The following is a 25481-nucleotide window of genomic DNA, read 5'->3' as shown; positions in this document are numbered from 1 at the left end:
GTCTGACGTGACAGACGTCGCAGCGGAGCGCACCACGCTCTCAGACCTCACACAGAAGCTCGGAGTCGATATCGACCCCGAGCTTCTGTCGCTGGCGCTGACTCATCGCTCGTGGGCGTACGAGAACGGACAGGTTCCGCACAACGAGCGCCTCGAGTTCCTCGGGGACTCCGTGCTCGGCCTCGCGGTGACGGTTCGACTGTTCACCGGTCACCCGGAGCTCGAAGAGGGCGCCCTCGCGAAGCGGCGCGCCAGTGTCGTCTCGACGGTGGCCCTCGCCGAGATCGCCCGGGGCATCGGCCTCGGTGCGCACCTCAAACTCGGCCGCGGAGAGATCCTCACCGGCGGACGCGACAAGGACTCGATCCTCGCCGACACCATGGAGGCGATCTTCGGGGCGACATACCTGTCGGCGGGATCGGATGCCGCGACCGGCCTGGTGCTGCGACTCGTCGAGCCCCTGCTCGCCGACCCCGAACGCTACGGGGCCGCGATGGACCCGAAGACGGCGCTGCAGGAGCTCGCTGCGCACGGCGGACTGCTGCCCCCCGCGTACGAGGTCACCTCGACCGGACCCGATCACGACCGCCGCTTCACGGCGATCGTCACCGTGGGCGAACTCTCGGCGAAGGGCGCGGGCACCAGCAAGAAGCACGCCGAGATGGCTGCCGCGCTCACGGCCTGGCGCGCGCTCAGCGGGCGTGCCTGAGCTTCCCGAGGTCGAGGTCGTCCGCGCCGGCCTCGCCCCCGCTGTCACGGGCGCCCTCGTCATCGGCGTGACGGTGCTCGACGAGCGTGCGCTGACGCGACACGCCGGCGGTGGTGCCGACTTCGAGGCGCGACTCACCGGGCGCGTCGTGAGCGCGGCTGCCCGGCGCGGCAAGTTCCTGTGGCTCCCGCTGCAGTCGGGCTCCGATGGCGCCCCGTCCGATGAGGCGGTGATCGGCCACCTCGGCATGAGCGGGCAGATGCTTCTGCGCGCTCCGGGAGCGGCGCCCGAGCGGCATGAGCGCGTGCGCATCGACCTCGCGCATCCGGTGCACGGTGAGCTCTCCGTCGTCTTCGCCGATCAGCGCACATTCGGCTCACTCGCGCTCGACGACCTGATCGCCACGCCCGACCGCGCGCCCGGCGGCTACGGGTGGGACGAGGCATCCGTTCCGGCACAAGTGGCGCACATCGCGCGCGACCCGCTCGATCCGGCGTTCTCCGATGCGGGATTCCGGCGGGTGCTCGCTCGCAAGGACTCGGCGATCAAGCGGGTCCTGCTCGACCAGACGGTCGTCAGCGGCGTGGGCAACATCTACGCAGACGAGTCGCTGTGGGCCGCGCGGATCCACCCCGAGACATCCGCGCGCGCCCTGCCGACCCGCGCGGTGAACCGCCTGCTCGGCGAGGTGCGCCACGTGCTCGACAAGGCGCTGGCCGAAGGCGGCACGAGCTTCGACGCACAGTATGTCAACGTCAACGGCCAGGCCGGCTACTTCGCGCACTCGCTGAACGCGTACGGCCGCACCGGGGAGCCGTGCCCCCGATGCGGCCGTCCGATCGTGCGCGTGTCGTTCACGAACCGCTCGAGTCACTTCTGCGCGCACTGCCAGCGGGTGCCGCGCTCGGCTGTGGACGGACCGAACGCGGCACATGTCTGAGCGATCTCCGGCGTGCGCCGGAGATCAGAGTTCGAGAACCTTCTTCCACGCGCCGGCGTACGAGGCCGGCACGAAGCCGATCGTCTCGTTGATGTCGAGCATGTGCCGGTTCTCCTCGGCGTTGAACGTCGAGACGCGCGGCGACTCCGGCACGAGGTCGCGCCAGCGCAGCAGGTTCGCGCACTTGACGATCGTGCCGAGGCGGTGGCCACGGTGCTCCTTGACGACCAGCGTGCCGTACTGCTGTGTCGCGCCGGAACGGTCCTCGCCGATCACGAGCTCGTTGTACGCGGCGACCCGGCCCGTCGGCACATGGAGAACAGCCGCCACCGAGACGGTGAGCCCTTGTGCCTTCAAACGGGCATCACGTCGCTCGACCCGCGCAGCGTCCCAGTGCTGCTCGTCGATGACGAGGCCACCGGCGGGCACGTCGGTCGACATGCGCGACAGCGCGTAGGCGAATCCGTCGACGTACTCCGGCGGCGTCGGCGACGTCCACTGGATCGGCCGGTACTCGTCACCGGCGACCGCTACGGCGTCCGCGAGCATGCGCGTCACGAGGGCGAAGTCGCCGGTCAGGTCGAACACGCTGTTGCGCTCCACCTGTTCGAGCGTGAAGCCGCTCGCCAACTGGAACTTCGTCTGCGCGTCGTCGGCGGGGATCGCCCCCCACCCCGTGGACGGCTGCAGACGCGGGCCCGCAGCATCCGGTCGATGAAGCGTCCATGTCTGGATCGTGGCGAGTCCGCGTTCGCGCGCCTCGCGCTCGACCTCGGCGAGCAGCAGCTCCTCGAGACCACGACCGCGGTGCGGCGGATCGACCATGAGGTCGAACTCGACGGTACTGACGTCCGTCTCGTTCGAGATCATGAGCTTCACCGCACCGAGCACCTCGTCGCCGCGGAGCGCGGCGAACCCGAGCTGGGTCCAGTCGGACTGGTCCTGCCAGAACCCGAGCATCTCGTCGGGCTCCTCGCGCAGGTAGTCGTGTCCGGCGTCCTCGAGGCAGACAGCGTTGGCGATCCGCACCATCTCGAGGAACACGCGGGCGTCGGCGGCGTCCGCCGTCTCGGGGACGACGATGCGCTGGACTGTCACGACGGTGTTTTCGGCCAGGTCAGTCATCGAGCACCTTCTTCCATGCACCCTCGTACGCGATCGGCGCGAAGCCGATCGCCTCGTTGATGTCCAGCATGGGCCGGTTCTCCTCTGCGTTGTAAGTGATGACGCGCGCCGAGTCCGGCGCGATCTCGCGCCAGGACAGGAGCCCCGCGCACTTCACGAGCGTTCCGAGCTTGTGCCCGCGGTGCTCTTTGAGGACGAGCGTGTCCTCCTGATGGGATGCCTCGGTGCGGTCCTTGCCGATCACCAGCTCGTTGAAAGCGCACAGCTCACCGGTCTCGATGTGCTGGGCGGCCGTGACCAGGATGGTGCGCCCCGATGACGTGTACCGCGCGTCGTGCTCGGCGATCCGCGCGGCATCCCACGTCTCCTCGTCGAACTCGAGCGCCGCAGCGGGTGCGTCGGTCGACATACGGGACTTCATCCACGCGTACCCGGCGACGTATTCGTCGGGGGTCGGTGCGGACCACTGGACGAGGCGGTAGGCAGGCGATGCGGCCTGCGCCTCGGCGAGGAGCCGCTCGACGCCGTCGAACGAGCCGGTGAGGTCGAAGGCGCTGTTGCGCTCGACCTGTTCGAGGCTGTAGCCGTGGCGGAGGTAGAACCGCGCGACGTGATCCTCGGGGATCTCGCCGAAGCCGGTCGGCGGCGCGAGCTGCGGCCCCGGCGCGGCGGGGTGCTCGGCCCACGACTGCAGCACCGTGCGGCCGTGCTCGAGCGCCGTGCGCTCGACGAGTTCGTAGGCCGCCGAGCCGATGCCGCGGCCCCACGACTCGCGGAGCAGCTCGATGAGCCAGAAAGCGGCGGTCGAGCCCTCTTCGTGGGGGATGTCGATGCCGACGCGGCCGATGATGGCTCCGTCGTCGACGATCACCCAGCTGATCCGGGTCTCGTACTCCGAGGGCTGATAGTGCGGAAGCAGTTCGTCGGCGGTGATCCGGTGGTCGTCGTGCCCCGAGATCTCGCGGTAGATGAGGTTGCGCACCCGCACCATCTCGACGAAGTCGGCGGCGTCGGGTGCGTCGATGGAGGCGGGTACGACGAGGGGGCGGAACTCCAGCCCCGTGATGGTGGTCATGTCGGTGCGTCCTTGCGTTGTCGGGGGTTGAGGGGTGGGGTCCGCCGCCCGGGTGCGGGCGGCGGACCCGGTGGCCGTCACGGCCGGGGTGCGAGGCTGGCCTCGCGGAGGTAGGCGCGTTCGCGCTCTGTGTTGGCCTCCTGGTGCCGGTACGCCTGGGCGTGCCGGCGGCGGTCGTCCGCGAGCCGCGGGGTGCGGGTGCTCCACAGCAGGAGCCACAGGCCCAGGTGGAGGGCGAGGCGGTCCAGGAGCGAGGTCCGGGTGTCGCGGCTCGGGAGCCGCAGCGTATCGGGAAGGCCCGAGGGGCGCTGCGGCGCAAGGAGAGTGTTCATGATTGCTCTTTCCAGATGGAGTGATGCCTCGGGCGGGGGCCAGGAGGCGGGGATGCCGTGCCGCAGCACGACGGGACGAGATCGCAGGGGGAGCGCGCTCAGCACCACGAAGCGGGTGCGGCGCAACAGACGGTTCGCGCCCGGAAACGGGCAGACTCGTCCCCTGCGGGGATCAGATGGCGGCGGGGAAGCGGCCGTTCAGCACAGCGCCGAAGGAGACGGTCCCCGACGCGACGGCACGAATCGCTCCGCCATCACGGGCGGCGATTCCGGTTGGAGTCATCAGCATCATCGGGGGACCTCCTTTCTCGACTTCAGACGCAGAGAGTGACGTTAGCGGGTGTGGGATACCCGCGTCAAGCTTTCTCGCAGATTCGGTGATCTCATGGCGTGTCGCGGGATCCGCGCACGCCACGGCCGGTCTTCCGGGCGCGTGTGCTGCGCTCGGGTAGCGTAGGCGGGTAAACGACCGGGGTGGAAGGCGTATCCATGCACCTGAAGAGCGTGACGCTCAAAGGGTTCAAGTCGTTCGCCCAGCCGACGACGTTCGCCCTCGAACCCGGCGTGACATGCATCGTCGGTCCGAACGGCTCCGGCAAGTCCAACGTCGTCGACGCGCTCGCGTGGGTGATGGGGGAGCAGGGGGCGAAGACGCTCCGCGGCGGCAAGATGGAGGACGTCATCTTCGCCGGCACCGCGACGCGCGGGCCGCTCGGGCGTGCCGAGGTGCAGCTCACGATCGACAACAGCGACGGCGCACTGCCGATCGAGTACTCCGAGGTGACGATCAGCCGGACGCTGTTCCGCAACGGTTCGAGCGAGTACGCGATCAACGGCGAGTCCTGCCGGTTGCTCGATGTGCAGGAACTGCTGAGCGATTCCGGCCTCGGTCGCGAGATGCACGTGATCGTCGGCCAGGGGCGTCTCGACAGCGTCCTGCAGGCGACGCCGGAGGACCGCCGCGGGTTCATCGAAGAGGCGGCCGGCATCCTCAAGCATCGCCGTCGCAAGGAGAAGACGCTCCGCAAGCTCGACGCGATGGGGGCGAACCTCACGCGTCTCAGCGATCTGGCCGGCGAACTGCGCCGGCAGCTGAAGCCGCTCGGCCGCCAGGCGGAGATCGCCCGCGAGGCGGCGACGATCGCGGCCGTCGTGCGCGATGCGAAGGCCCGCCTCTTCGCCGACGAGATCGTCGGTCTGCGTGCCGAGCTCGCCTCCCACGCGCAGAGCGAGCACGAACGGCACGCCGAGCGCATGGTGCTGCAGGAGCGGCTCGACAACGCCCGCGTGCGCATCGAGCAGCTCGAGAGCGACCAGCGCTCCGAGAGCGTGGACCGCGCCCGCCGTGTGGCCTTCGGGCTCGAGCGGGTGCAGGAGCGTCTGCGAGGGCTCTACGCCCTCGCGGGGCAGCGGCTCGCACTCCTCGGCGACGCCGAGGACGAGGACCGCATCGAGCTGACCACGGTCTCGCAGGCGATGATCGACGAGGCGCGCGCAGAGATCGACGACGTCTCGGACGGACTGGGCGCCGCGCAGGACGCCGCCGCGGAAGCGGCGCGCGGCGTCGTGCGCGCCCGCGCCGAGCTCGACGCCCTCGACGTCGACATCGCCGCACAGAGCGCGCTGGTCTCCGAGCACGACATGCGCATCACCGCGCTGCGCGGCACCGCCGAGGCCGCAGCATCCGCCCTCGCCGCCGTGCGGACCGCGGTCGAACGCCAGCAGAAGGCGCTGGATGCCGCACTCGCTCGCCGCGCGGAGGCCGAGGCGATCCTCGCCGGCGTCGACCCCGACCTCGTGCCCGAGGAGTCCTCGGCCGACCACGCCGCGGCCTACGAGCGGGCGCAGCGCGACGCCTCCGAGACCGAGTCCTCGGTCGCTTCGCTCCGGGAGCGCCTGCATGCCGCGGAACGTGAACGCGAGGCCCTGACTGCGCAGACGGCCGCGCTGAGCCGGGCCCTCGATGTGAAGAGCGGCGCGTCGTCGCTCATCGCCTCGGAACTCCGCGGCGTCCGCGGGATTGTCGGCGATGCGGTGCAGGTGAAGCCGGGTTTCGAGGCCGCGATCGCCGCGGTGCTCGGACCCATCGCCGAGGGCGTGCTCGTCGAAGACCGCGACAGCGCGTTCGCCGTGGCCGACGCCGCGCGCGACGCCGAGGCGGGTGTCGTCGACATCGTGATCGCCTCGGCCGGCATGATGCGACCGCTGTTTCCCGCGCTGCCTGGGGTGGTGCCGGCCCGCGACGTCGTCACGGCTCCCGAGGGCGTGCTCGGCCTGCTCGCGTACGTCGTCGTCGCCGACGACCTCGATACGGCGCGCCGCGCCGCCCCCACGCTCGCGGACGCCGAGCTCGGCAGTGCCCTCACGCTGGTCACCCGCCGCGGCGAGGTGTACACCGAGTACTCGCTCCGTGCGGGCGCGGGCGCCTCGCGATCGCGACTGGAGCTCGCAGCGGAACGGGATGCTGCGGCCGAGCGTCGCGACGAGATCGCCGTCGTCGCGGACTCGCTGCGCGAAGCGCTGGCCGACGCGACCCGTGAGCTCGAGTCCGCGCGCCTGCGCACCAAGACCACGCTCGCGACCCTCCGTGAGCACGACGCGGCGCTGGCCGCCCACGCCGAGCAGGTCAACCGGGCGACGGTGCGGCACGAGGCCGCGGTCGCCGAGTGCGAGCGGCTCGCCGCCGGGCTCGCACAGGCCGCCGCGGCCGTCGAGGACGCCGAGGGGTCGGCGCGATCCGCCGAAGACCAGCTCACGTCGGCGCTCGAGGCTCCGCGCCCGATCCTCGACGCCTCCGCACGCGAGGGCATGCTCGCCGCGCTCGAGGAGGCCCGCGACGGCGAGATGCGCGCTCGTCTCGACGTCGAGACGCTCCGGGAACGCATCCGGGCGGGGGAAGCGCGTGTCATCGGGCTCGAACGCCAGCGCGAGCGCGAGCGTGATGCCGCGGCCGAGGCGGCGCGTCGCGCCGTCATCCGCCGCGCGCAGCGCGAGATCGCGGCCGGCGTCGCCGGTCAGCTGCCGGCCGTGATCGACTCCGTCGACCGCTCGCTCGCGCAGGCCCGCGCCGACCTCGCCGCCGCGGAGTCCGAGCGCACCGCTGTCACCGCCGAACTCACCGAACTGCGGACGCAGGAGAACACCGTGCGGGAGCGGCTCGCCGGGCTCACCGAGAGCGTCCACAGCCTGGAGCTTCAGATCCACGAGAAGCGTCTCCACGTCACGGGACTGCTCGAGCGGGTGCACTCCGAGCTCGGGCTCGACGAAGACATTCTTGTTTCGGAATATGGTCCGGATCAGGCTGTTCCGTTGGATCCCGTTGCCGGGCCCGCGCCCGAGGATGGCGACGACGCCGAGGCGGCAGCATCCATCGCATATGATCGCCCGCAGCAGCGCAGACGCCTGCAGGAGGCCGAGCGCAAGCTTGCACAGCTCGGCCGGGTGAACCCGCTCGCGCTCGAGGAATTCGAGGCGCTCGAGCAGCGCCATAAGTTCATGACCGAGCAGCTCGCCGACCTCACGCAGACCCGCAAGGACCTGCTGACGATCATCGAAGAGCTCGACGAGCGTATGCAGACGATCTTCCTGGCGGCGTTCGAAGACACGAAGGTCGCGTTCGGGGAGGTGTTCCCGATCCTTTTCCCCGGGGGCACGGGCTCGATCGCGCTCACGGACCCCGACTCACCGCTCACCACCGGGATCGAAGTGGCGGTTCGGCCGGTCGGGAAGAAGATCGAGCGGCTCTCGCTGCTGTCGGGCGGGGAGCGCTCGCTCGCGGCGGTGGCGCTGCTGACCGCGATCTTCAAGGCGCGTCCCAGCCCGTTCTACATCCTCGACGAGGTCGAGGCCGCGCTCGACGACGCCAACCTGGGACGCCTGCTCGGCGTCTTCGAGCAGCTGCGCGCCTCGAGCCAGCTCATCGTCATCACGCATCAGAAGCGCACGATGGAGATCGCCGACGCGCTGTACGGGGTGTCGATGCGCCAGGACGGCGTCTCGGCCGTCGTCGGCCAGCGGATCGCCGACCGCGTCGCCTCCTGAACGAGCGGACCCGCCCGGGGGTGGGCCGGTGTAGCGTTCGCCCATGCACATCACTGCTCGCCTCGCGACCGTCGCCATGGTGCTGTCGGCCCTCGTCCTGACCGGATGCACGCCCGACATCACCGGAGCTCGACGCGTCGACGTCAAGCCATCCCCGTCGGAGGTCACCACGGAGACGCCCGAGGCGGTCGACGAACTCGACGCGGCGCCTCCGACGGACCTCACATTCGAGGCCGGAGCCGATCTCGCGCCCGGCATGTGGACCGTGGGGTGGGACGACCGTCTGATGGCCACGGACGCTCGGTTCTCGGTGTCGGCCTCCGACGACGGCAACGGCAGCTGGGCGTACCTCGACGAGCAGACGCAGTGCTCGGTGGCGTTCTATCAGGGTGCGATCACCGATCTCACGCTCGGCGCCGACGACCGGGAGAGCACGGACAACATGCTTGCAGCTGTGCTGGGTGCGCAGATCCCCGGCGTCACCGCCACCGACGTCAGCGCCAACGCCACTGACGAGTACGTCGCGCAGACGATGCAGGAGGGCAGCGTCGACGTGCGCATCGTCGTCGGAACCGGCGGGAGTGCGGGCGGCGAGGCGACCTGGAGCGAGTTCGGGCGCATGTTCGGCACGCTCGGGACCGCGCTCGTCGTCAACGTCGAGTGCCCGCCGGGCCAGGACGCGTCCACCGAGGTGTCAGATGTGCTGAACTCGTACCTCGGCGTCTCGATCTCACCGACGTCGGAGTGACCCGCGTCGGCACCTAGGCTGGGGGAATGGCAGAGAGCTCCTGGTCGCTCGGACGCGCGTTGCGCGGCATGTTCGTCAAGCCCACGATCGACGAGACGACGTGGGACGACCTGGAGACGGCGCTGCTCACCGCAGACTTCGGGCCGGACATCACCGAGCGCATCGTGGACGAGTTGCGGGAGAAAGTGGAGCGCTACCGCACCACCGACCCGAGAGACCTGCAGCGCATGCTGAAGGAGACCCTCGAGGAGCACTTCGCGAAGTTCGACACCACCCTGCGGCTCACGGAGCGCCCGGCGGTCGTGCTGGTCGTCGGAGTCAACGGCGTCGGCAAGACCACGACGATCGGCAAGTTCGCGAAGTTCCTGCAGCGGTACGGCCGCACGGTCGTGGTGGGCGCGGCGGACACGTTCCGCGCCGCGGCCGTCGACCAGCTCGCGACCTGGGCCGAGCGCGGCGGGGCGACGATCGTCCGGCCGCAGCAGGAGGGCCAGGATCCGGCATCCGTCGCCTTCCAGACCATCGAGTACGCGAAGAACACCGGCACCGAGATCGTGCTCGTCGACACCGCGGGACGCCTGCACACCAAGGGCGGCCTCATGGACGAGCTCACCAAGATCCGCCGTGTGATCGAGAAGCAGGCACCCATCAGCGAGGTGCTGCTCGTCCTCGACGCCACGACCGGTCAGAACGGCGTGATGCAGGCGCAGGCGTTCCTCGAGCACGCCGGAGTCACCGGCCTCGTCCTCACGAAACTCGACGGTTCCGCCAAGGGCGGGTTCGTCCTGGCCGTGCAGGAGCGCACCGGGATCCCCGTGAAGCTGCTGGGCCAGGGCGAGGGCATCGGAGACCTCACGGGCTTCACTCCGCACGTGTTCGCGGCGTCCCTCGTCGACTGAATCCACCGGCGGAATCGACCGAATCCGCGCCATGCCGTGTTCGGGCTATCGCCGACGCCCGGGTTGCGGTTTCATGGGGTCATGGCGATCGAGCACGACTACTTCGGACTCCTCGAATCGGGGCCTGACGGATCGATCTTCTGGTCGGAGAACGTCGAACTGGGAGACCAGTCCGTCACGGTGGACCTCACGGCCCCCGACCAGGATGACGTGTCGGAGGCGGCCCTCGATGTGGCCGCAGCGCTCATCTCGTCGATCGAGGACATCGACCGCAGCGCCCGCAACGCGATGGTCAACGAGCTGAGCGATCGCACGAGCGAGGTGACCGAGTACATCCTGCAGCAGCAGGAGGCGCTCGGCGAGGCTCTCGAAGACACGCTGGTCGACATCTCGGGCGACGTGCACATCGACGTGATCCGCTCGCTGCAACTGATGAGCATGACGATCCTCGCCGACGAGCACGGGGGCTCCGACCCCTTCGCCGTGCTCGAGTACGCGCTCGATCCCGACGCCACCGACGACGTGCTGCTGGTGAACCTCGACTCCGACGGCGGCGTGCTGTCCGTGACGAGCGCCGACTAGCGCCGGGAGGGCTCAGACCGCCTGCGCGAACCCGCGCTCGACGTGCACGTCTCCGGCGATGTGCGCCAGGTGCGGCGGGATCTCCCGTCCCTTCGAGATCATCGACTGCGCCCACAGACGTCCGGCGCGGTAAGACGAGCGCACGAGCGGGCCGGCGAGGACACCGAGGAACCCGATGCGTTCGGCCTCCTCCTTGAACTCGACGAACTCCTGCGGCTTCACCCAGCGGGCCACCGGCAGGTGGCGCGGCGAGGGTCGCAGGTACTGCGTGATCGTGATGATGTCGGTGCCCGCCCCGTGCAGGTCCTCGAGCGCCTGCACGACCTCCTCGGGCTCCTCGCCCATGCCGAGGATGAGGTTCGACTTGGTGATGAGGCCGGCGTCGCGCGCCTGCGTCAGGACGTCGAGCGAGCGCTCGTAGCGGAAGGCCGGGCGGATCCGCTTGAAGATGCGGGGCACCGTCTCCACGTTGTGCGCGAAGACTTCCGGGCGGCTGTCGAAGACCTCGTCGAGCAGCGAGGGGTCTCCGTTGAAGTCGGTCGCGAGGATCTCGACGCCCGTGTTCGGGTTCGCCGCGTGGATCGCGCGGACCGTCTCGGCGTGCAGCCACGCTCCACCGTCGGGCAGGTCGTCGCGGGCGACGCCGGTCACCGTGGCGTAGCGGAGGTTCATGCGCACGACGCTCTCGGCGACACGCCGGGGCTCGTCGGTGTCGTAGTCCGCCGGCTTGCCGGTGTCGATCTGGCAGAAGTCGCACCGGCGCGTGCACTGGGAGCCGCCGATGAGGAACGTCGCCTCGCGGTCCTCCCAGCACTCGTAGATGTTGGGGCAGCCGGCCTCCTGGCAGACCGTGTGCAGCTCCTCGGTCTTCACCAGCGAGTGCAGCGCCTGGTACTCGGGACCCATCTTCGCCCGCGTCTTGATCCACTCCGGTTTGCGCTCGATCGGCGTCTGCGCGTTGCGGACCTCGAGACGCAGCAGCTTTCGGCCGTCAGGAGCGGAGGAGGGGGCGGATGCTGCGCCCCCGGCGGATGCTCCGTGGCCCGTGCCGCAGGCGCTCATTGGTGCACCATCGCTTCTGTAGCGCGAGCGGGTCGCGTTGGATGAGGCTTCCTGTTGAACCGCCGGCCGGTGGCTGACCGCCTGAGCCGCTTGTCCCTCGAGGACCAGCATGAGATCTGCGGCAGCCGCCGGGCCGGGAAGCCGATACCGGCGCTAGGGATATGCGGGTTGGACCGCCACGCAATGAGCATCCGGACTGGCTCCCCGTCACCGACGGTGCCAGATCCATCATCACAGGAAGGACCGGACAGATGTCCACAGAGAACGACCCGCGGTTGTTCGCCGGCATCGACTGGGCCAGCAACACCCATGCCGTCTGCGTGGTCGACGCTCACGGAGAGATCCGGGTGCGTTTCGAGATCGCTAACACCGGCAAGACCTTCGCGGGGCTCGTGAAACGGTTGGCCAAGCTCGCCGTCGAAGGCGTCGCGATCGAACGGTGTGACGGGCCGCTGGTCGAAGCGCTGCTGGACGCGAACCTGCACGTCGTGGTGATCACGCCACGACAGGTCAAGGGACTGCGCAGCCGCTACTCCGGCTCGGGCGCGAAGTCCGACGCCGGCGACGCCTACCTGCTCGCCGACGTGCTGCGCACCGATGGCCACCGGCTGAGCCCGCTGACCCAGGACAGCGGCGCCACCCAGGTACTGCGGTCGCTGTCGCGCACCCGCAAGCAGCTCGTCGAGGCCCGGGTCGGGTTGATGAACCAGCTGCGCGCCGAACTGGAGCGCTGCTTCCCCGGCGCGATCGGCCTGTTCGCCCGACTGGACAGCGACGTCACCATCGCGTTCCTGCGCCGCTACCCCACCCAGCGCGCCGCCGCCCGACTCACCCCGGCCCGGCTCGCGGCGTTCCTGCGGCGCATCGCCTACTGCGGCCGCAAGAGCGTCGACGACCTCTACGCTCGCGTCACCCAAGCGCCCCCGGCGGGACTGTCCGCCGAGGAAGCCGACGGGCACGCCGTCTGCGTCCACGCCCTGCTCAAAGCCATGGAGACCATCCGCAACCAGGAACGCGAACTGGAAGCCGAGATCATCGAACGCCTCGACGCCCACGCCGACGCGCACATCTTCACCAGCCTCCCCAAAGCGGGCCACGGCGTCCGCGCCGCAACGCTGCTCGCCGAGATCGGCGACGTCCGCGCCCGGTTCCCCGACGAGGAATCCCTCGCCGCCCTCGCCGGCGTCGCACCCGTCACCAGAGCCAGCGGAAAGATCCACTCCGTCGCGTTCCGCTGGGCCGCGGACAAGAAGCTCCGCAACGCGCTCATCGACTTCGCCGACGACTCCCGACACGCCAGCCCCTGGGCCGCGAAGATCTACCAAGATGCCATCGCCCGCGGCAAACGCCACCCCCATGCCGTCCGCATCCTCGCCCGCGCCTGGGTCCGCGTGATCTGGCGCTGCTGGCAAGACCACACCGCCTACAACCCCCAACTCCACGGAGGCGCCATGCAGCAGATCGCCGCCTGAGGTTGACCTAGGGAATCTCATGCCGGCACCCCCGCGAAGTCGGCCTCGAACACGCGAGCGACGGTGTCGATCACGTCGGCGGGCGAGACGTCGGCGCCGACGATCTCGCTGACGGTCGTGACTCCGGCATCCGTGATCCCGCACGGGATGATCCCGCGGAATCCCGCGAGCGTGTTGTCGCAGTTGAGCGCGAAGCCGTGCATCGTCACGCCGCGCTGCACGCGCACGCCGATGGCCGCGACCTTGTCCTCGCCGAGGGGGCGGCGCACCCACACGCCGCTGCGCCCTTCGACGCGGTAGCCGTCGATGTCGAAGTCGTGCAGCGCGTCGATCAGCAGCTGCTCGAGGCGGCGCACGTGCGCGACCACGTCCACAGGCTCGGCGAGGCGGACGATCGGATAGCCGACGAGCTGACCCGGCCCATGCCACGTGATCTTGCCGCCGCGATCGACATCGACCACGGGCGTGCCATCGGTGGGCCGCTCATGGCGAGCGGTGCGAGCGCCGGCCGTGTACACCGCCTCGTGCTCCAGCAGGAGGAGGGTGTCCGGGCGGGTCCCCGCGACGATGTCAGCGTGGATGCTGCGCTGCAGCGCCCATCCGTCGAGGTAGGGCACATAGTCGGGGGAGAGGCCGACAGTCCGGATGTCGAGCATCGTGCTCCTTCGCGTTCTCGCTTGTGGCGATTGATGGATCGCGTCCAACAATACATCTGCGGGCCAGGGGTGCGGCGCCGCGTCGGCGTCGCGGGGCAACGTGCGCGAGGCGGCCAATAGGGTGGGCTTCATGTCCACCGAGCCGCGAGCGGGACGACCCAAGGCGTCGTCGCGCGAGACGATCGCCGAGGCCGCCTGCGAGCTGTTCCTGGAGCAGGGCTACGAGCAGACGTCCATCGTCGACATCGCACGGCGCGCGGGGGTCAGCCGGTCGAGCTTCTTCAACTACTTCTCATCCAAGTCCGACGTGCTGTGGGCAGGTCTCGACGAGCGCCTGGCGGTGTTCGAACAGCGTATCGACGCGGATGAGACGGCGGATGCTGCGACCGCCGTGCGCGCCGCGACATTGGCTGTCGCCGACTCCTTTGCGCCTGACAGCCTCGCGCTCGGCATCGTGAACGCGACCGCGATGGGGCTCGAGACGGAGTTCGAGCGCGATGCCGCGCTGCGGCGTGCGCGGGTCGCTCGAGCGGTCTCCGCGCGTCTTCTGCGCGGCGGAACCGACCGCGTGCGCGCCGAGGTCGCGGGAGCGGCGTGGGGCGGCGCGGTCCTCGCGGCCATCGAGGCGTGGGCGCACGACGGCGCCGGCCGCACGTCGCTCGCGCGCTTCCTCGCTCTCGCCGCCGACGCGGCGGCGCCGGTGTCGGCCGCCGCCCCGGTCGGTGAGGTCGCACAGCTCCGTGTGGTGGTGCAGGCCTCGGCCTTCGAGCAGACCCTCGCCTTCTATCGCGACAGCGTCGGCATGCCTCAAGCCGAGGCCTACGAAGCCGACGGCGGCGCGCGCGTCGCGATCCTCGCCGCGGGGCGCGCGACGCTCGAGATCGCCAATCCCGCGCAGGTCGAGTTCATCGACCGCGTCGAGACCGACGGCGACGCCCCGAGCGACCGGATCCGTCTGGCTCTCGAGGTCGCCGACACGGCCGCCGCGGCGTCGCGGCTGGCGGACGCGGGCGCCGAGGTCGAGGCATCCGCCCGTGAAACGCCCTGGCGCTCGATCAACGCCCGCCTGCGCGGCCCCGCCGGGCTGCAGCTGACCCTCTTCCAGGAGCTCGGCCCCGCGGACTGACCGTTCCGCACGGTCCTCTGGCAGCCGCCCCCGAGACGGTGCACGATGGTGCCCAGCGCACATCGTCGTGGGAGGTCACCGTGGAAACGGCATCCGCACTCGCCAGGCATTGCTCCGTCGCCCTGATCGGTGCGACCGGTTCGGGGAAGACGATGCTGGCGGAGGCGATGCTGCTCCGCGCAGGCGCGATTTCGCGACGGGGGTCGATCGAGCAGGGCACGACAGTGTGCGATCACGAGCCCGAGGAGATCGCGCGCCACACGACGCTCGGACTGACGCCCGCATGGCTGTCTTGGCGTGTCGATGATGCGGATGTCGGCATCACGCTCATGGACACACCGGGGCACCCCGACTTCGTGGGCGCCGTCGACGCGGCGCTCGCGGTGGCCGACGTGGCGGTGCTCGTGATCAGCGCGATCGACGGGGTGTCTGCCGGCGCCCGCGCCGCGTGGTCCGCGGCGGAGGCGGCCGGTGTCGCGCGGGTCGTCGTCGTGACCCAGGAGGACCGCGCGCGTGCGTCGTTCCGCGCCGTGCTCGATCAGCTTCGCGGAGAGTTCGGCGACCGCATCTGGGCGCTCGAACTGCCGGTGGGGGAGGCGCAGTCCTTCCAGGGAGTCGCCGACGTGCTGACGGAGCAGGCCGTTCTCTACGACGCCGACGGGGGTCACCACGAAGAGCCCGTGCCCGCCGACCTCGCGGAGGAGGAGCATCGCCTGCACCAGGCGGTCACCGAGGAGATCGTGTCCCGCGACGACGAACAGCTCGAGGCGTATCTCGAGGGGCACGAGCCGCCGGCGGCCGAACTCGGGCGCACCCTCGCTCGCACCGTCGCCGCAGGCGAGGGCGTGCCGGTCGTCGTGTGCTCTGCCACGACCGGAACGGGCGTCGACCGTGTTCTCGATCTCCTATGCGAGCTCGCGCCGGCCGTGGCCGACCGTGACAGCAGGATCGTCCTCGGCGTGGACCAAGACGGCGCGGGAGGCAGCGAGCACGACGTGGCGCCTGACCCCGCGGGCGACAAGCTGGTTCACGTGTTCCGCACCGTCGCCGACCCGTTCGTGGGTCAGATCGCGATGCTGAAGGTGCTCTCGGGTGTCCTGCGTCCGGGCGACCGCCTGCGCAACGCGTCGACCGGCGTCGAGGAGCGGATGCCAGGACTGTTCCGGTTGCGCGGCGCCGAGCACCTGCCGGTGGACGCGTTGCGCGCAGGTGAGATCGGCGCCGTCGCCAAGCTCGCGGGCACGCCGTCCGGCTCTCTGCTGTGGAGCCGCGCGCAGACGAACGCTCGTCCTGCGCGACTGCCGTCCCGTCCGCCCGTCTTCGCGATGAGCCTGCAGCCGGTGTCGCAGTCGGACGACACGAAGCTGACCACGGCGCTCGGCCGGCTCCTCGCCGAGGACCCGACCCTCGTCGTGGATCGCGCGGGGCCCGACACGATCCTGCACGGACTCGGCGACACGCACGTCGCGGTCGCCGTCGAACGGCTCGCGCGCGTGCTCGGCGTGCATGTCACGACGGGGCCCGCGCCGGTCGCGTATCGCGAGACGATCGCGCACGGCGCGGCGGCCGAGGGAAAGCTCAAGAAGCAGTCGGGCGGACACGGGCAGTTCGCCGTCGTCATGCTGCGCGTCGCTCCGCTGCCTCCGGGTGGAGGCTTCGAGTTCGTCGACTCGGTCGTCGGCGGCGCGGTGCCTCGCTCGTACATCCCGGCCGTCGAGAAGGGCGTGCGCGATGCCCTGGCTGCCGGGGGCACACTCGGGCATCCCGTCGTCGACGTCCGTGTCGAGCTCTACGACGGCAAGTCGCACTCCGTCGACTCGTCGGAGATGGCCTTCCGCACGGCGGCGGCGATGGGGGTCAAGACGGCGCTCGCGCAAGCGGGCGCTGTGCTGCTCGAACCGGTGTCCACCGTCGTGGTGATCGTCCCGGCCGCCGGGCAGGGGCAGGTCCTGACGGATCTTTCCGGGCGCCGTGGCCGCGTGGTCCAGTCGGAGACGGATGCGGACGGGCGCACCCGCGTCATCGCGACCGTCCCCGATGCGGAGCTCGCACGGTACGTCCTCGACCTGCGTGCACTCACCGGCGGTCAGGCGGAGCTCACGCTCACCCCCTACGGTTACGAGCGCGCGCCGGAGGGTGCCCGGGCATGACGTCGAGGCGATAGCCCACGCGAAGCACGCGGTGCGCTCCCGTAGAATCGGGGCATCATGGCGACTTTCGGCACCCTCTCCGACCGGCTCACCGAGACCTTCCGCAACCTCCGCACCAAGGGCAAGCTCACGCCCGCGGACGTCGACGGCACGGTCCGCGAGATCCGGCGAGCCCTGCTCGACGCCGACGTGGCGCTGCCCGTCGTCAAGGAGTTCACCGCCAAGGTGCGCGAGCGCGCCCTCGGCGACGAGGTCAACAAGGCGCTGAACCCGGCCCAGCAGGTCGTGCAGATCGTCAACGAGGAGCTCATCGCGATCCTCGGCGGCGAGCAGCGCCGGCTCCAGTTCGCGAAGACCCCGCCGACCGTCATCATGCTCGCGGGCCTCCAGGGCTCCGGTAAGACCACGTTCGCCGGCAAGCTCGCGAAGATGCTCGAGAAGGACGGCCACACGCCCCTCCTCATCGCCGCCGACCTCCAGCGCCCCAACGCCGTGGGCCAGCTGCAGGTCGTCGCCGAGCGCGCCGGTGCCGCGATCTACGCGCCCGAGCCGGGCAACGGCATCGGGGACCCGGTCAAGGTCGCGAGGGACGGCGTCGAGGTCGCCCGCCGCCAGCAGCACGACATCGTCATCATCGACACCGCCGGTCGTCTCGGCGTCGACGCCGAGCTCATGAAGCAGGCCGCCGACATCCGCAAGGCGACCGACCCCGACGAAGTGCTGTTCGTCATCGACGCGATGATCGGACAGGATGCCGTCAACACGGCGAAGGCGTTCCAGGACGGAGTCGACTTCACGGGCGTCGTGCTCTCGAAGCTCGACGGCGACGCGCGCGGTGGTGCCGCGCTCTCCGTGGCGTCCGTGACCGGCCGCCCGATCATCTTCGCGTCGACGGGTGAGGGTCTCGACGATCTCGAGGCGTTCCACCCCGACCGCATGGCGTCGCGCATCCTCGACCTCGGTGACATCCTCACGCTCATCGAGCAGGCGCAGCAGGCGTTCGACGAGGCCGAGGCGCTGAAGGTCGCCGAGAAGCTCGCGACCGAGCAGTTCACGCTCGAGGACTTCCTCGAGCAGATGCAGCAGATGCGCAAGATGGGCTCGATGAAGAAGATGCTCGGGATGCTCCCGGGCATGGGCCAGATGAAGGACCAGCTCGACAACTTCGACGAGCGCGAGATCGACCGCACCGAGGCGATCATCCGCTCGATGACGCCCGCCGAGCGCCGCAACACGAAGCTGCTCAACGGCTCGCGCCGCCTGCGCATCGCGCGCGGCTCGGGCATGACCGTGACCGACGTCAACCAGCTCGTGCAGCGTTTCGACCAGGCCGCGAAGATGATGAAGACCGTCGCTCGCGGCGGCGTGCCGAACATTCCCGGCATGGGCCCGATTCCGGGCGCCGGGCGTCCGGGCGCGTCGGCGAAGCGTGGAAAGCAGCAGAAGGCCAAGGGCTCGCGTTCGGGCAACCCGGCCAAGCGCGCTGCCGAGAACGCCGGCATCGCGGCTCAGGCCGCGGAGGCTCCGACAGGTTCCGGCTTCGGGCTCGGGGGTGGCGCGAAGGGCGCGCCGACCGAGGCCGACCTCGCCGAGCTGCAGAAGATGCTCGGCCGCGGCTGACGTCGGAATTCACGGATGCTGCGGGCCGCAGCATCCTTCTCCATCACGCGTCTGCGCGAGATCACTGACCGAGCGCGGCGAGGTGCTCGCGCAGGGTCGGACCCGAGCGGAACTCGCCGACCAGGTGGCGCACGACCTCGCGGAGGTCGCCGTCCGACGCGTCGGCGACCGCGAGCTGGCGAGAATAGCTGGCGCCGTCGGTGAGGATCGTCCGGATTCCCGCGAGCTCCCGGGCGCATTCGAGCTCGACGGCGATGTCGCCCACCTCGTCCAGAGTCTCGCGCAGGTGATCGACGACCGGGCGCTGCGTGCCGAGGTGGTCGACGACCACGCGCGCGTCGAGACCGTAGCGGGCCGCGCGCCACTTGTTCTCCCGGAGGAACCAGGGCTGGATCGTCTCGAGCGGCAGGCCTTCGTCGAGGCGGCGCGAGAAGTGCTCGACGAGCACCTGCACGAGCGCGGCGATGGCCGCCAGCTCCGGCAGCGTCGACATTCCGTCGCACGCGCGCACTTCGATGGTGCCCCACCGGGGCGCCGGGCGGATGTCCCACCGCACCTCGGTGGCGTCCTCCATGACACCCGTGCTGACCATGTCCTTCAGGTAGCCCTCGAACTCGTCCCAGGTCTTGAGCGGCCAGGGAAGCCCAGCGGTGGGCAGCTGCTGGAAGACCAGGGCGCGGTTCGAGGCGTATCCCGTGCGATCTCCCGCCCAGAACGGACTGGAGGCCGACAGCGCCTGCAGGTGCGGGAGGTACACGGCAAGGGCGTTGATGATCGGGAACACCTTTCGCACATCCTCGACGCCGACGTGCACGTGGATGCCCCAGATCATCATGTTGCGACCCCACCACTGGGTGCGTTCGATGAGCTTGTGATAGCGCGTCTTGTCGGTGACGCTCTGGTCGTACCACTGCGCGAACGGGTGACTGCCGGCGCACAGGAGGTCGATGCCGTGCGGGTCGGTGAACGTGCGCACTTTCGCGATCGCGTCGGCGATGTCGTCGGTGGCGGCGGCCACGGTGTCGCCGACCCCGCTCGTGACCTCGACGGTGTTCGTCAGCAGTTCGCCGGTCACGGTGTAGCGCTCGAGGGTGGACTCCTCTTCGAGGGCGGCGAGCAGCTCGGGGCCGCGCGGGGTGAGGTCTCCTGTCGCGGCGTCGGCGAGCATGAGCTCCCATTCCAGGCCGACGGACGATCGGGCGGATGTCGCGAAGGGCACCGTCATGGGCACAGTTTGACACGGCGACCCGCCGGACCCGCTTGGTTCACGGCACAGGAAGACATCTGGCAGAATAGAGGGCTGGATCACCCGCTCGACCCTCTATCCAGCGCGGAGATCCTCCTTCAGAGCTTCCGCCGGGTGTGCACCCCACTCTCCAGGCGACCGGTTCAATCACTTTCCACACATTCAGGAGAATCGTGGCTGTCAAGATTCGTCTCAAGCGCCTCGGCAAGATCCGTGCGCCCTACTACCGCATCGTCGTGGCCGACTCGCGCACCAAGCGCGACGGTCGTGTCATCGAGGAGATCGGCAAGTACCACCCCACCGAGGAGCCCTCGTTCATCGAGGTCGACTCGGAGCGCGCGCAGTACTGGCTGTCGGTCGGCGCCCAGCCGACCGAGCAGGTGCTCGCCATCCTCAAGCTGACCGGCGACTGGGGCCAGTTCAAGGGCGACAAGAACGCGGTCTCGACCGTGAAGACCCGCGAGGACAAGACCGCTTACGAGGCCGACGCCTCGAAGAAGTCGGTCATCAAGCCGAAGGCTGAGAAGAAGGCTGAGGAGCCCGCCGAGGCTCCCGCCGACGAGGCGACCGACGCGGCCGACGAGGCCGCCGAGTCCGCCGAGTAATCCGTTGCTCTCCGCCGCGCTCGAACACGTCGTCAAGGGGATCGTCGATCACCCGGATGACGTCCGCATCGACTCGTCCACGTCGCCGCGAGGCGAGGTGCTCGAGGTGCACGTCCACCCCGACGACCGGGGTCGCGTGATCGGGCGCGGCGGCCGCACGGCCAAAGCCCTGCGCACCCTCATCTCTGCCCTCGCCGACGGCCGCCGTGTGCGCGTCGACGTCGCGGACGACTGAGGTGTCCGCCGGCGACAGCACGGGATCGGGCGCTGACGCCCGCAAGCCCGTGAACGCAGTTCCCCCTGCGGGCAAGACGCAGCTCCGGGTCGGGCGCCTCGTCAAGGCGCACGGCCTGAAGGGCGCGATCAAGCTCGAGCTGTACACGGACGATCCCGAGGGTCGCTTCGTCCCCGGTGCGACGTTCACCCTCCAGGTGCCCGAGTCGTCGCCGTGGCACGGCAAGCCGCTCACCGTGCGCGAGTTCAAGTGGATGAACAGCCACCCGGTCGCCTTCTTCGAGGGCGTCGAGGACCGCGACGCCGCCGAGGGGCTCATCCGCGCGATCCTCTGGATCGACGAGGACATCCAGGCCACGCCCGCCGAGGAGGACGCCTGGTTCGATCACCAGCTCGTCGGGCTGAACGTCGTGCGCGACGGTCGGACCGTCGGCAAGGTCGCACGTGTCGATCACTTCCCCGCGCAGGACCTCCTCATCGTGAAGGTCCGCGACGAAGAGATCCTCGTCCCGTTCGTCAAGGCGATCGTGCCCGAGGTCGACATCGCGGGCGGTCGCGTCATCGTGACGCCGCCGGCGGGACTCTTCGAAGAGATCCCCGACGAGGCCGAAGAGGCTCGGTCGGACTCCGCGGCCGACTCTGACGACTCGACCGGCTGACGCCTCTTCACTGTGCGCTCCCGCTGAGCGTGCGGCAGATGTGATCTGCGGGAAACACGGCGGGAAACGCCCCGGAATCTCCATCCGGGACCATCGAAGGCATGGTCGAAGTCCGCACCGTGTGCTCCTACTGCGGCGTCGGCTGCGGTATCTCGGTGACGACCGCGGACGCCGGAGCGGGGCATCCTCTCGCCATTGCGAAGGTGACGGGCGACCGTGCGCACCCCACGAACGCCGGCCGGCTGTGCACGAAGGGCGCGACCCACGCCGAGCTCATGCAGGCTCCGGGCCGCATGACGTCGGCCCACGTGCGACCCTCTCGCGGCGAGCCCGCGGCGCCGGTACCGGTCGCTGATGCGGTGACGGATGCTGCCGCCCGCCTCCGCGCGATCCTCGACGAGCACGGACCCGATGCGATCGCCCTCTACGTGTCGGGGCAGATGAGCATGGAGGCGCAGTACCTCTCGAACAAGCTCGTCAAGGGGTACCTGCGCGGAATCCACATCGAGTCGAACTCGCGGCTGTGCATGGCGTCGGCCGGTACCGGCTACAAGCAGTCCCTCGGAGCCGACGGGCCGCCCGGGTCGTACGAGGATTTCGACCGCGCCGACCTGTTCTTCGTGATCGGCTCGAACACGGCCGACTGCCACCCGATCCTGTTCCTGCGGATGGCCGACCGTCTGAAGCAGGGCGCGAAGCTCATCGTCGTCGATCCGCGTCGCACGACCACCGCCGACCGCGCCGACCTCTTCCTGCAGATCCAGCCCGGCACCGACCTCGCGCTGCTCAACGGTCTGCTCCACCTGCTGGTGGAGGCCGGCGACATCGACGAGGAGTTCATCTCCGCTCACACCGAGGGCTGGGAGCACATGGCCGAGCTCCTCGCCGAGTACTCGCCGGCGCGCGTCGCGGAGCTCACCGGACTCGCCGAGGACGACATCCGCACCGCCGCCCGCTGGATCGGCGAGGCCGGCGAGTGGATGACGCTGTGGACGATGGGCCTCAACCAGTCCACCCACGGCACCTGGTCGACGAACGCCATCTGCAACCTCCACCTCGCCACCGGCGCGATCTGCCGACCCGGGAGCGGTCCGTTCTCGCTCACCGGCCAGCCGAACGCGATGGGCGGGCGCGAGATGGGGTACATGGGCCCCGGCCTTCCCGGCCAGCGCGCCGTGTTCAGTGCACCGGACCGCGCGTTCGTGGAGGAGATCTGGGACCTCGAACCGGGCGCGATCCGCGCGGAATCGGGCTCGGGCACGATCGACATGTTCCGCCGCGCGGCGGATGGCGAGATCAAGGCCGTCTGGGTCATCTGCAGCAACCCCGTCGCGTCAGTTGCGAACCGCAAGACGGTGATCGAGGCGCTCGAGACCGCCGAGCTCGTCATCGCGCAGGACGTCTACACCGAGACCGCCACCACGGCGTACGCCGACATCCTGCTGCCGGCCACGCTCTGGGTGGAGGCCGACGGCGTCACGGTCAACAGCGACCGCACCTTGACGCTCGTCCGCGACGTCGTGCCCGCTCCCGGCGAGGCTCAGCCGGACTGGCTGACGATCTGCCAGATCGCCCGGGCCATGGGCTTCGACGGGTTCGACTTCGCCTCGAGCGCCGAGGTGTTCGACGAGATCCGCCGCTTCTGGAACCCGCAGACCGGCTGGGACCTGCGCGGCGTGACCTACGAGCGTTTGCGTGAAACGCCGGTGCAGTGGCCCGCGCCTCCGGACGACGCGGAGACGCGGCATCCGATCCGATACGTCAACGACGGGGTGAGCCAGTCGCTGCACGTCGAGGAAGACGGCACAGTACCGCGCCTCGCTTTCGCGACGCCCTCGCGCCGCGCCCAGTTCCTCGCGCGACCGCACCTCGCCCCGGCGGAGCTGCCGGACGACGACTACCCCTGGGTCCTCAACACCGGGCGGCTGCCACACCACTGGCACACGCTCACGAAGACCGGTCGGGTCGCCAAGCTGACGAAGCTGCACCCCGGACCGTTCGTCGAAGTGCACCCGGCCGACGCGGAGGGGCTCGGGATCGCGGAAGGCGACCAGGTCGAGGTCGCGTCGCGCCGCGGTCGGTTCGTCGTGCCCGCGGTGCTCACCGATCGCGTACAGCCCGGCGGGCTGTTCGCGCCCTTCCACTGGAACGACGAGCACGGCGAATACGTCACCGTCAATGCCGTGACCAGCGACGCGGTCGACCCGCTGTCGTCGCAGCCCGAGTTCAAGTTCGCTGCGGTCACGCTTCGCCGGGTCGGCCCGGCCGTCGGGGGAGCAGGATCGTCGACGGCGTCCGCCGATGAGGCACTGGCGAGTGCCGGTGTGGCCCTCGCGCCGCCGCAGCTGAACGATCTCGAGGGTGCCTACCTCGCGGGATTCCTCTCGACGGTGCGGTCGGTGGTGCTCGCGCCCGGCGAAGTGCCGGTGCTGCCGGTCGAGGCGCCTCTCGGCGCGCTCGCCCGCGCATGGTTCGACGGCGTGCTCGCGGGGGCGTTCTCGCGCACATCCGTCGGGGTGGCCACCGCCGAGGCCCTCGACGAGGTCGTGGTGCTGTGGGGCTCGCAGACGGGCAACGCCGAGGAGTTCGCCACGGCGGCGACCGCCGCGCTCGGCGCCCGCGGCATCCCCGCGCGTGCCCGGAGCATGGCGGAACTGCGCGCCACGGACCTGACAGCGGTGAAGCGGCTGCTCGTGGTCACCTCCACGTTCGGCGACGGTGGACCGCCCGACAACGCGGCCGCTCTCTGGCACGAGCTCAACGCCGACGGTGCACCCGAGCTGTCGGGGCTCCGCTACGCCGTGCTCGCGCTCGGCGACTCGAACTACGACGACTTCTGCGGCCACGGACGCCGCCTCGACACGCGGCTCGGCGAACTCGGCGCCACGGCGCTCCTCGATCGCGTCGACCTCGAGCCCGATGCCGACGAACCTCGTGAGGCGTGGCTCGCCCAGATCCTCGACACCCTGGCGGCGGAGGGGACGACGGGTGCAGCATCCGTCTCCCTGCAGGCGCCGCCTGCGAAGCGGCTGTTCAGCCGGGGCAACCCGGTGCAGGCGCCCCTCGTGCGCAACGACCTGCTGAGCGGGCCCGGGTCCCAGAAAGAGGTGCGCCGCTTCGCGTTCGACCTCTCGGACTCGGGCGCGACGTACGAGGCCGGCGACTCGCTCGGCGTCGTCTGCGCGAACGCGCCGTCCGTCGTCGCGGAGTGGCTCGACGCGACCGGCATCGCGCCGCTCGAGATCGTGGAGATCGACGGCGAGGAGCGGACTTTCGCCGACGCCCTGCGGACGAGACTCGACATCACGAAGACCCCCGTCGACCTGGTGCGGTTCGTCGCGGAGCGCAGCGGCGACAGCATGCTCGCGGGGCTCCTGCGCCGTGAGAACAAGGGCCGCCTCGAGCAGTTCCTGTGGAGCCAGCAGGCGGTCGACCTCGTGCGCGACTTCCCCGTGCAAGCCACCGCGTCCGACTGGGCCGGCGTGCTGAAGCGCCTGCAGCCCCGCCAGTACTCGATCTCGTCGAGTCCCAAGACCGACCCCGACACCGTTGAGCTCACCGTCTCGGTGGTGCGGTTCGAGACCGACTCCGGACGCGCGCGCGGCGGTGTGTGCTCGACGTTCCTCGCGGACGGCGACGCGCCGGCGGCGCCCGTCTACCTGCAGCGCTCGCCCGCGTTCCGCCCGCCCGCGGCCGGCGACACGCCGATGATCATGATCGGACCCGGCACGGGCATCGCGCCGTTCCGCGCGTTCCTGCAGGACCGCCGCGCCGACGGCCACACCGGCCGCAACTGGCTGTTCTTCGGCGAGCAGCACGCCGCGACCGACTTCTACTACCGCGACGAGCTCGACGAGATGCGCGAGGACGGGTTCCTCACGCGCCTCGACGTCGCGTTCTCACGCGACCAGCGGCAGAAGATCTACGTGCAGGACCGCATGGTCGAGCACGGGGCGCACCTGTGGCGCTGGCTCCAGGACGACGGCGCGCACGTCTACGTGTGCGGCGACGCGATGCGCATGGCCAGGGACGTCGACGCGACCCTCGTTGCTATCGCGCAGCAGCACGGCAAACTCTCCGAGGAGGCCGCTGCCGAGTACGTGCGGGGCCTCGCCGCCGACGAGCGCTACGTCCGCGACGTCTACTGACCCGCCGGCCGATGCTGCGTCTCGCGGCACCCGTCGCTCCATCGCGTCCCGA

Annotated in this window: 20 protein-coding genes; 14 read left to right on the top strand and 6 right to left on the bottom strand. The window is 70.2% G+C overall.

The window, feature by feature from the left end:
• The first annotated feature begins 7 nt into the window (after positions 1-7).
• Positions 8-709: a ribonuclease III gene (gene rnc, locus ACVN90_RS10550; RefSeq protein WP_475098229.1), complete on the top strand. Its 702-nt coding sequence runs from the start codon at positions 8-10 to the stop codon at positions 707-709.
• Positions 702-1649, top strand: coding sequence for a bifunctional DNA-formamidopyrimidine glycosylase/DNA-(apurinic or apyrimidinic site) lyase (mutM, locus tag ACVN90_RS10545; protein WP_475098228.1), 948 nt, complete (start codon positions 702-704; stop codon positions 1647-1649). The genes rnc and mutM overlap by 8 nt, the downstream gene beginning before the upstream one ends.
• Positions 1650-1673: 24 nt before the next feature.
• Here the strand turns inward: mutM and ACVN90_RS10540 are convergent, their stop codons facing one another.
• From ACVN90_RS10540 to ACVN90_RS10530, 3 genes are all read right to left on the bottom strand, one after another.
• The gene (locus tag ACVN90_RS10540) at positions 1674-2774 is read right to left on the bottom strand and encodes an N-acetyltransferase family protein (protein WP_475098227.1); all 1101 of its coding nucleotides are present in this window, start codon (positions 2772-2774) and stop codon (positions 1674-1676) included.
• On the bottom strand, positions 2767-3849 hold the full coding sequence (locus ACVN90_RS10535; protein WP_475098226.1) for a GNAT family N-acetyltransferase: 1083 nt from the start codon (positions 3847-3849) through the stop codon (positions 2767-2769). The genes ACVN90_RS10540 and ACVN90_RS10535 overlap by 8 nt, the downstream gene beginning before the upstream one ends.
• 77 nt (positions 3850-3926) lie before the next feature.
• Positions 3927-4181: a hypothetical protein gene (locus tag ACVN90_RS10530; RefSeq protein WP_116193129.1), complete on the bottom strand. Its 255-nt coding sequence runs from the start codon at positions 4179-4181 to the stop codon at positions 3927-3929.
• A gap of 489 nt (positions 4182-4670) precedes the next feature.
• On the opposite strand from ACVN90_RS10530, the gene smc reads away from it, so the two are divergent.
• From smc to ACVN90_RS10510, 4 genes are all read left to right on the top strand, one after another.
• Entirely contained in the window at positions 4671-8222 is a 3552-nt protein-coding gene (gene smc, locus ACVN90_RS10525; RefSeq protein ID WP_475098225.1) for a chromosome segregation protein SMC, read from the top strand.
• Positions 8223-8265: 43 nt separating this feature from the next.
• Positions 8266-8970 (top strand): hypothetical protein, encoded by a 705-nt coding sequence (locus ACVN90_RS10520; RefSeq protein WP_475098224.1) that lies wholly within the window; start codon positions 8266-8268, stop codon positions 8968-8970.
• Between the two features lie 26 nt (positions 8971-8996).
• Positions 8997-9869, top strand: coding sequence for a signal recognition particle-docking protein FtsY (ftsY, locus tag ACVN90_RS10515; protein WP_475098223.1), 873 nt, complete (start codon positions 8997-8999; stop codon positions 9867-9869).
• An 81-nt stretch (positions 9870-9950) separates the two neighbouring features.
• A complete protein-coding gene (locus tag ACVN90_RS10510; protein ID WP_374974570.1) occupies positions 9951-10451 on the top strand; it encodes a DUF2004 domain-containing protein in 501 nt (166 codons plus the stop codon).
• 12 nt (positions 10452-10463) lie between these two features.
• Here ACVN90_RS10510 and lipA read toward each other — a convergent pair whose 3' ends face one another.
• Entirely contained in the window at positions 10464-11513 is a 1050-nt protein-coding gene (gene lipA, locus ACVN90_RS10505) for a lipoyl synthase (RefSeq protein ID WP_475098222.1), read from the bottom strand.
• A 275-nt stretch (positions 11514-11788) separates the two neighbouring features.
• On the opposite strand from lipA, the gene ACVN90_RS10500 reads away from it, so the two are divergent.
• Entirely contained in the window at positions 11789-12985 is a 1197-nt protein-coding gene (locus ACVN90_RS10500) for an IS110 family RNA-guided transposase (RefSeq protein WP_475098221.1), read from the top strand.
• Positions 12986-13002: 17 nt separating this feature from the next.
• Here the strand turns inward: ACVN90_RS10500 and lipB are convergent, their stop codons facing one another.
• On the bottom strand, positions 13003-13773 hold the full coding sequence (gene lipB, locus ACVN90_RS10495) for a lipoyl(octanoyl) transferase LipB (protein ID WP_475098220.1): 771 nt from the start codon (positions 13771-13773) through the stop codon (positions 13003-13005).
• On the opposite strand from lipB, the gene ACVN90_RS10490 reads away from it, so the two are divergent.
• The 3 genes from ACVN90_RS10490 (at position 13772) to ffh (ending at position 18537) form a co-directional block, all read left to right on the top strand.
• Complete coding sequence (locus ACVN90_RS10490) at positions 13772-14767, top strand: TetR family transcriptional regulator (protein WP_475098219.1); 996 nt, start codon at positions 13772-13774, stop codon at positions 14765-14767. The genes lipB and ACVN90_RS10490 overlap by 2 nt on opposite strands.
• 80 nt (positions 14768-14847) lie before the next feature.
• Positions 14848-16917, top strand: coding sequence for an elongation factor G (locus tag ACVN90_RS10485; protein WP_475098218.1), 2070 nt, complete (start codon positions 14848-14850; stop codon positions 16915-16917).
• 57 nt (positions 16918-16974) lie between these two features.
• Complete coding sequence (gene ffh / locus ACVN90_RS10480; protein ID WP_475098217.1) at positions 16975-18537, top strand: signal recognition particle protein; 1563 nt, start codon at positions 16975-16977, stop codon at positions 18535-18537.
• A 61-nt stretch (positions 18538-18598) separates the two neighbouring features.
• On the opposite strand, the gene ACVN90_RS10475 is transcribed toward ffh, so the two are convergent.
• Positions 18599-19762, bottom strand: a complete 1164-nt coding sequence (locus tag ACVN90_RS10475; protein WP_475098216.1) for a glutamate--cysteine ligase — start codon at positions 19760-19762, stop codon at positions 18599-18601.
• A 194-nt stretch (positions 19763-19956) separates the two neighbouring features.
• Here ACVN90_RS10475 and rpsP point away from each other — a divergent pair, with 194 nt between their 5' ends.
• From rpsP to ACVN90_RS10455, 4 genes are all read left to right on the top strand, one after another.
• Positions 19957-20388, top strand: a complete 432-nt coding sequence (gene rpsP, locus ACVN90_RS10470) for a 30S ribosomal protein S16 (protein WP_475098215.1) — start codon at positions 19957-19959, stop codon at positions 20386-20388.
• Between the two features lie 4 nt (positions 20389-20392).
• Positions 20393-20623, top strand: coding sequence for an RNA-binding protein (locus ACVN90_RS10465; RefSeq protein ID WP_475098214.1), 231 nt, complete (start codon positions 20393-20395; stop codon positions 20621-20623).
• Between the two features lie 49 nt (positions 20624-20672).
• Positions 20673-21281: a ribosome maturation factor RimM gene (gene rimM / locus ACVN90_RS10460; RefSeq protein WP_475102098.1), complete on the top strand. Its 609-nt coding sequence runs from the start codon at positions 20673-20675 to the stop codon at positions 21279-21281.
• A 101-nt stretch (positions 21282-21382) separates the two neighbouring features.
• Positions 21383-25429 carry a molybdopterin-dependent oxidoreductase gene (locus ACVN90_RS10455; RefSeq protein WP_475098213.1) on the top strand — a complete coding sequence of 1349 codons (4047 nt, stop codon included), beginning with the start codon at positions 21383-21385 and terminating at the stop codon, positions 25427-25429.
• Positions 25430-25481: the final 52 nt, after the last annotated feature.

The sequence above is a fragment of the Microbacterium sp. F01 genome (assembly GCF_056156365.1).
Note: the sequence above shows the minus strand (reverse complement) of the source record. Positions and strands in the feature narration are given on the sequence as shown.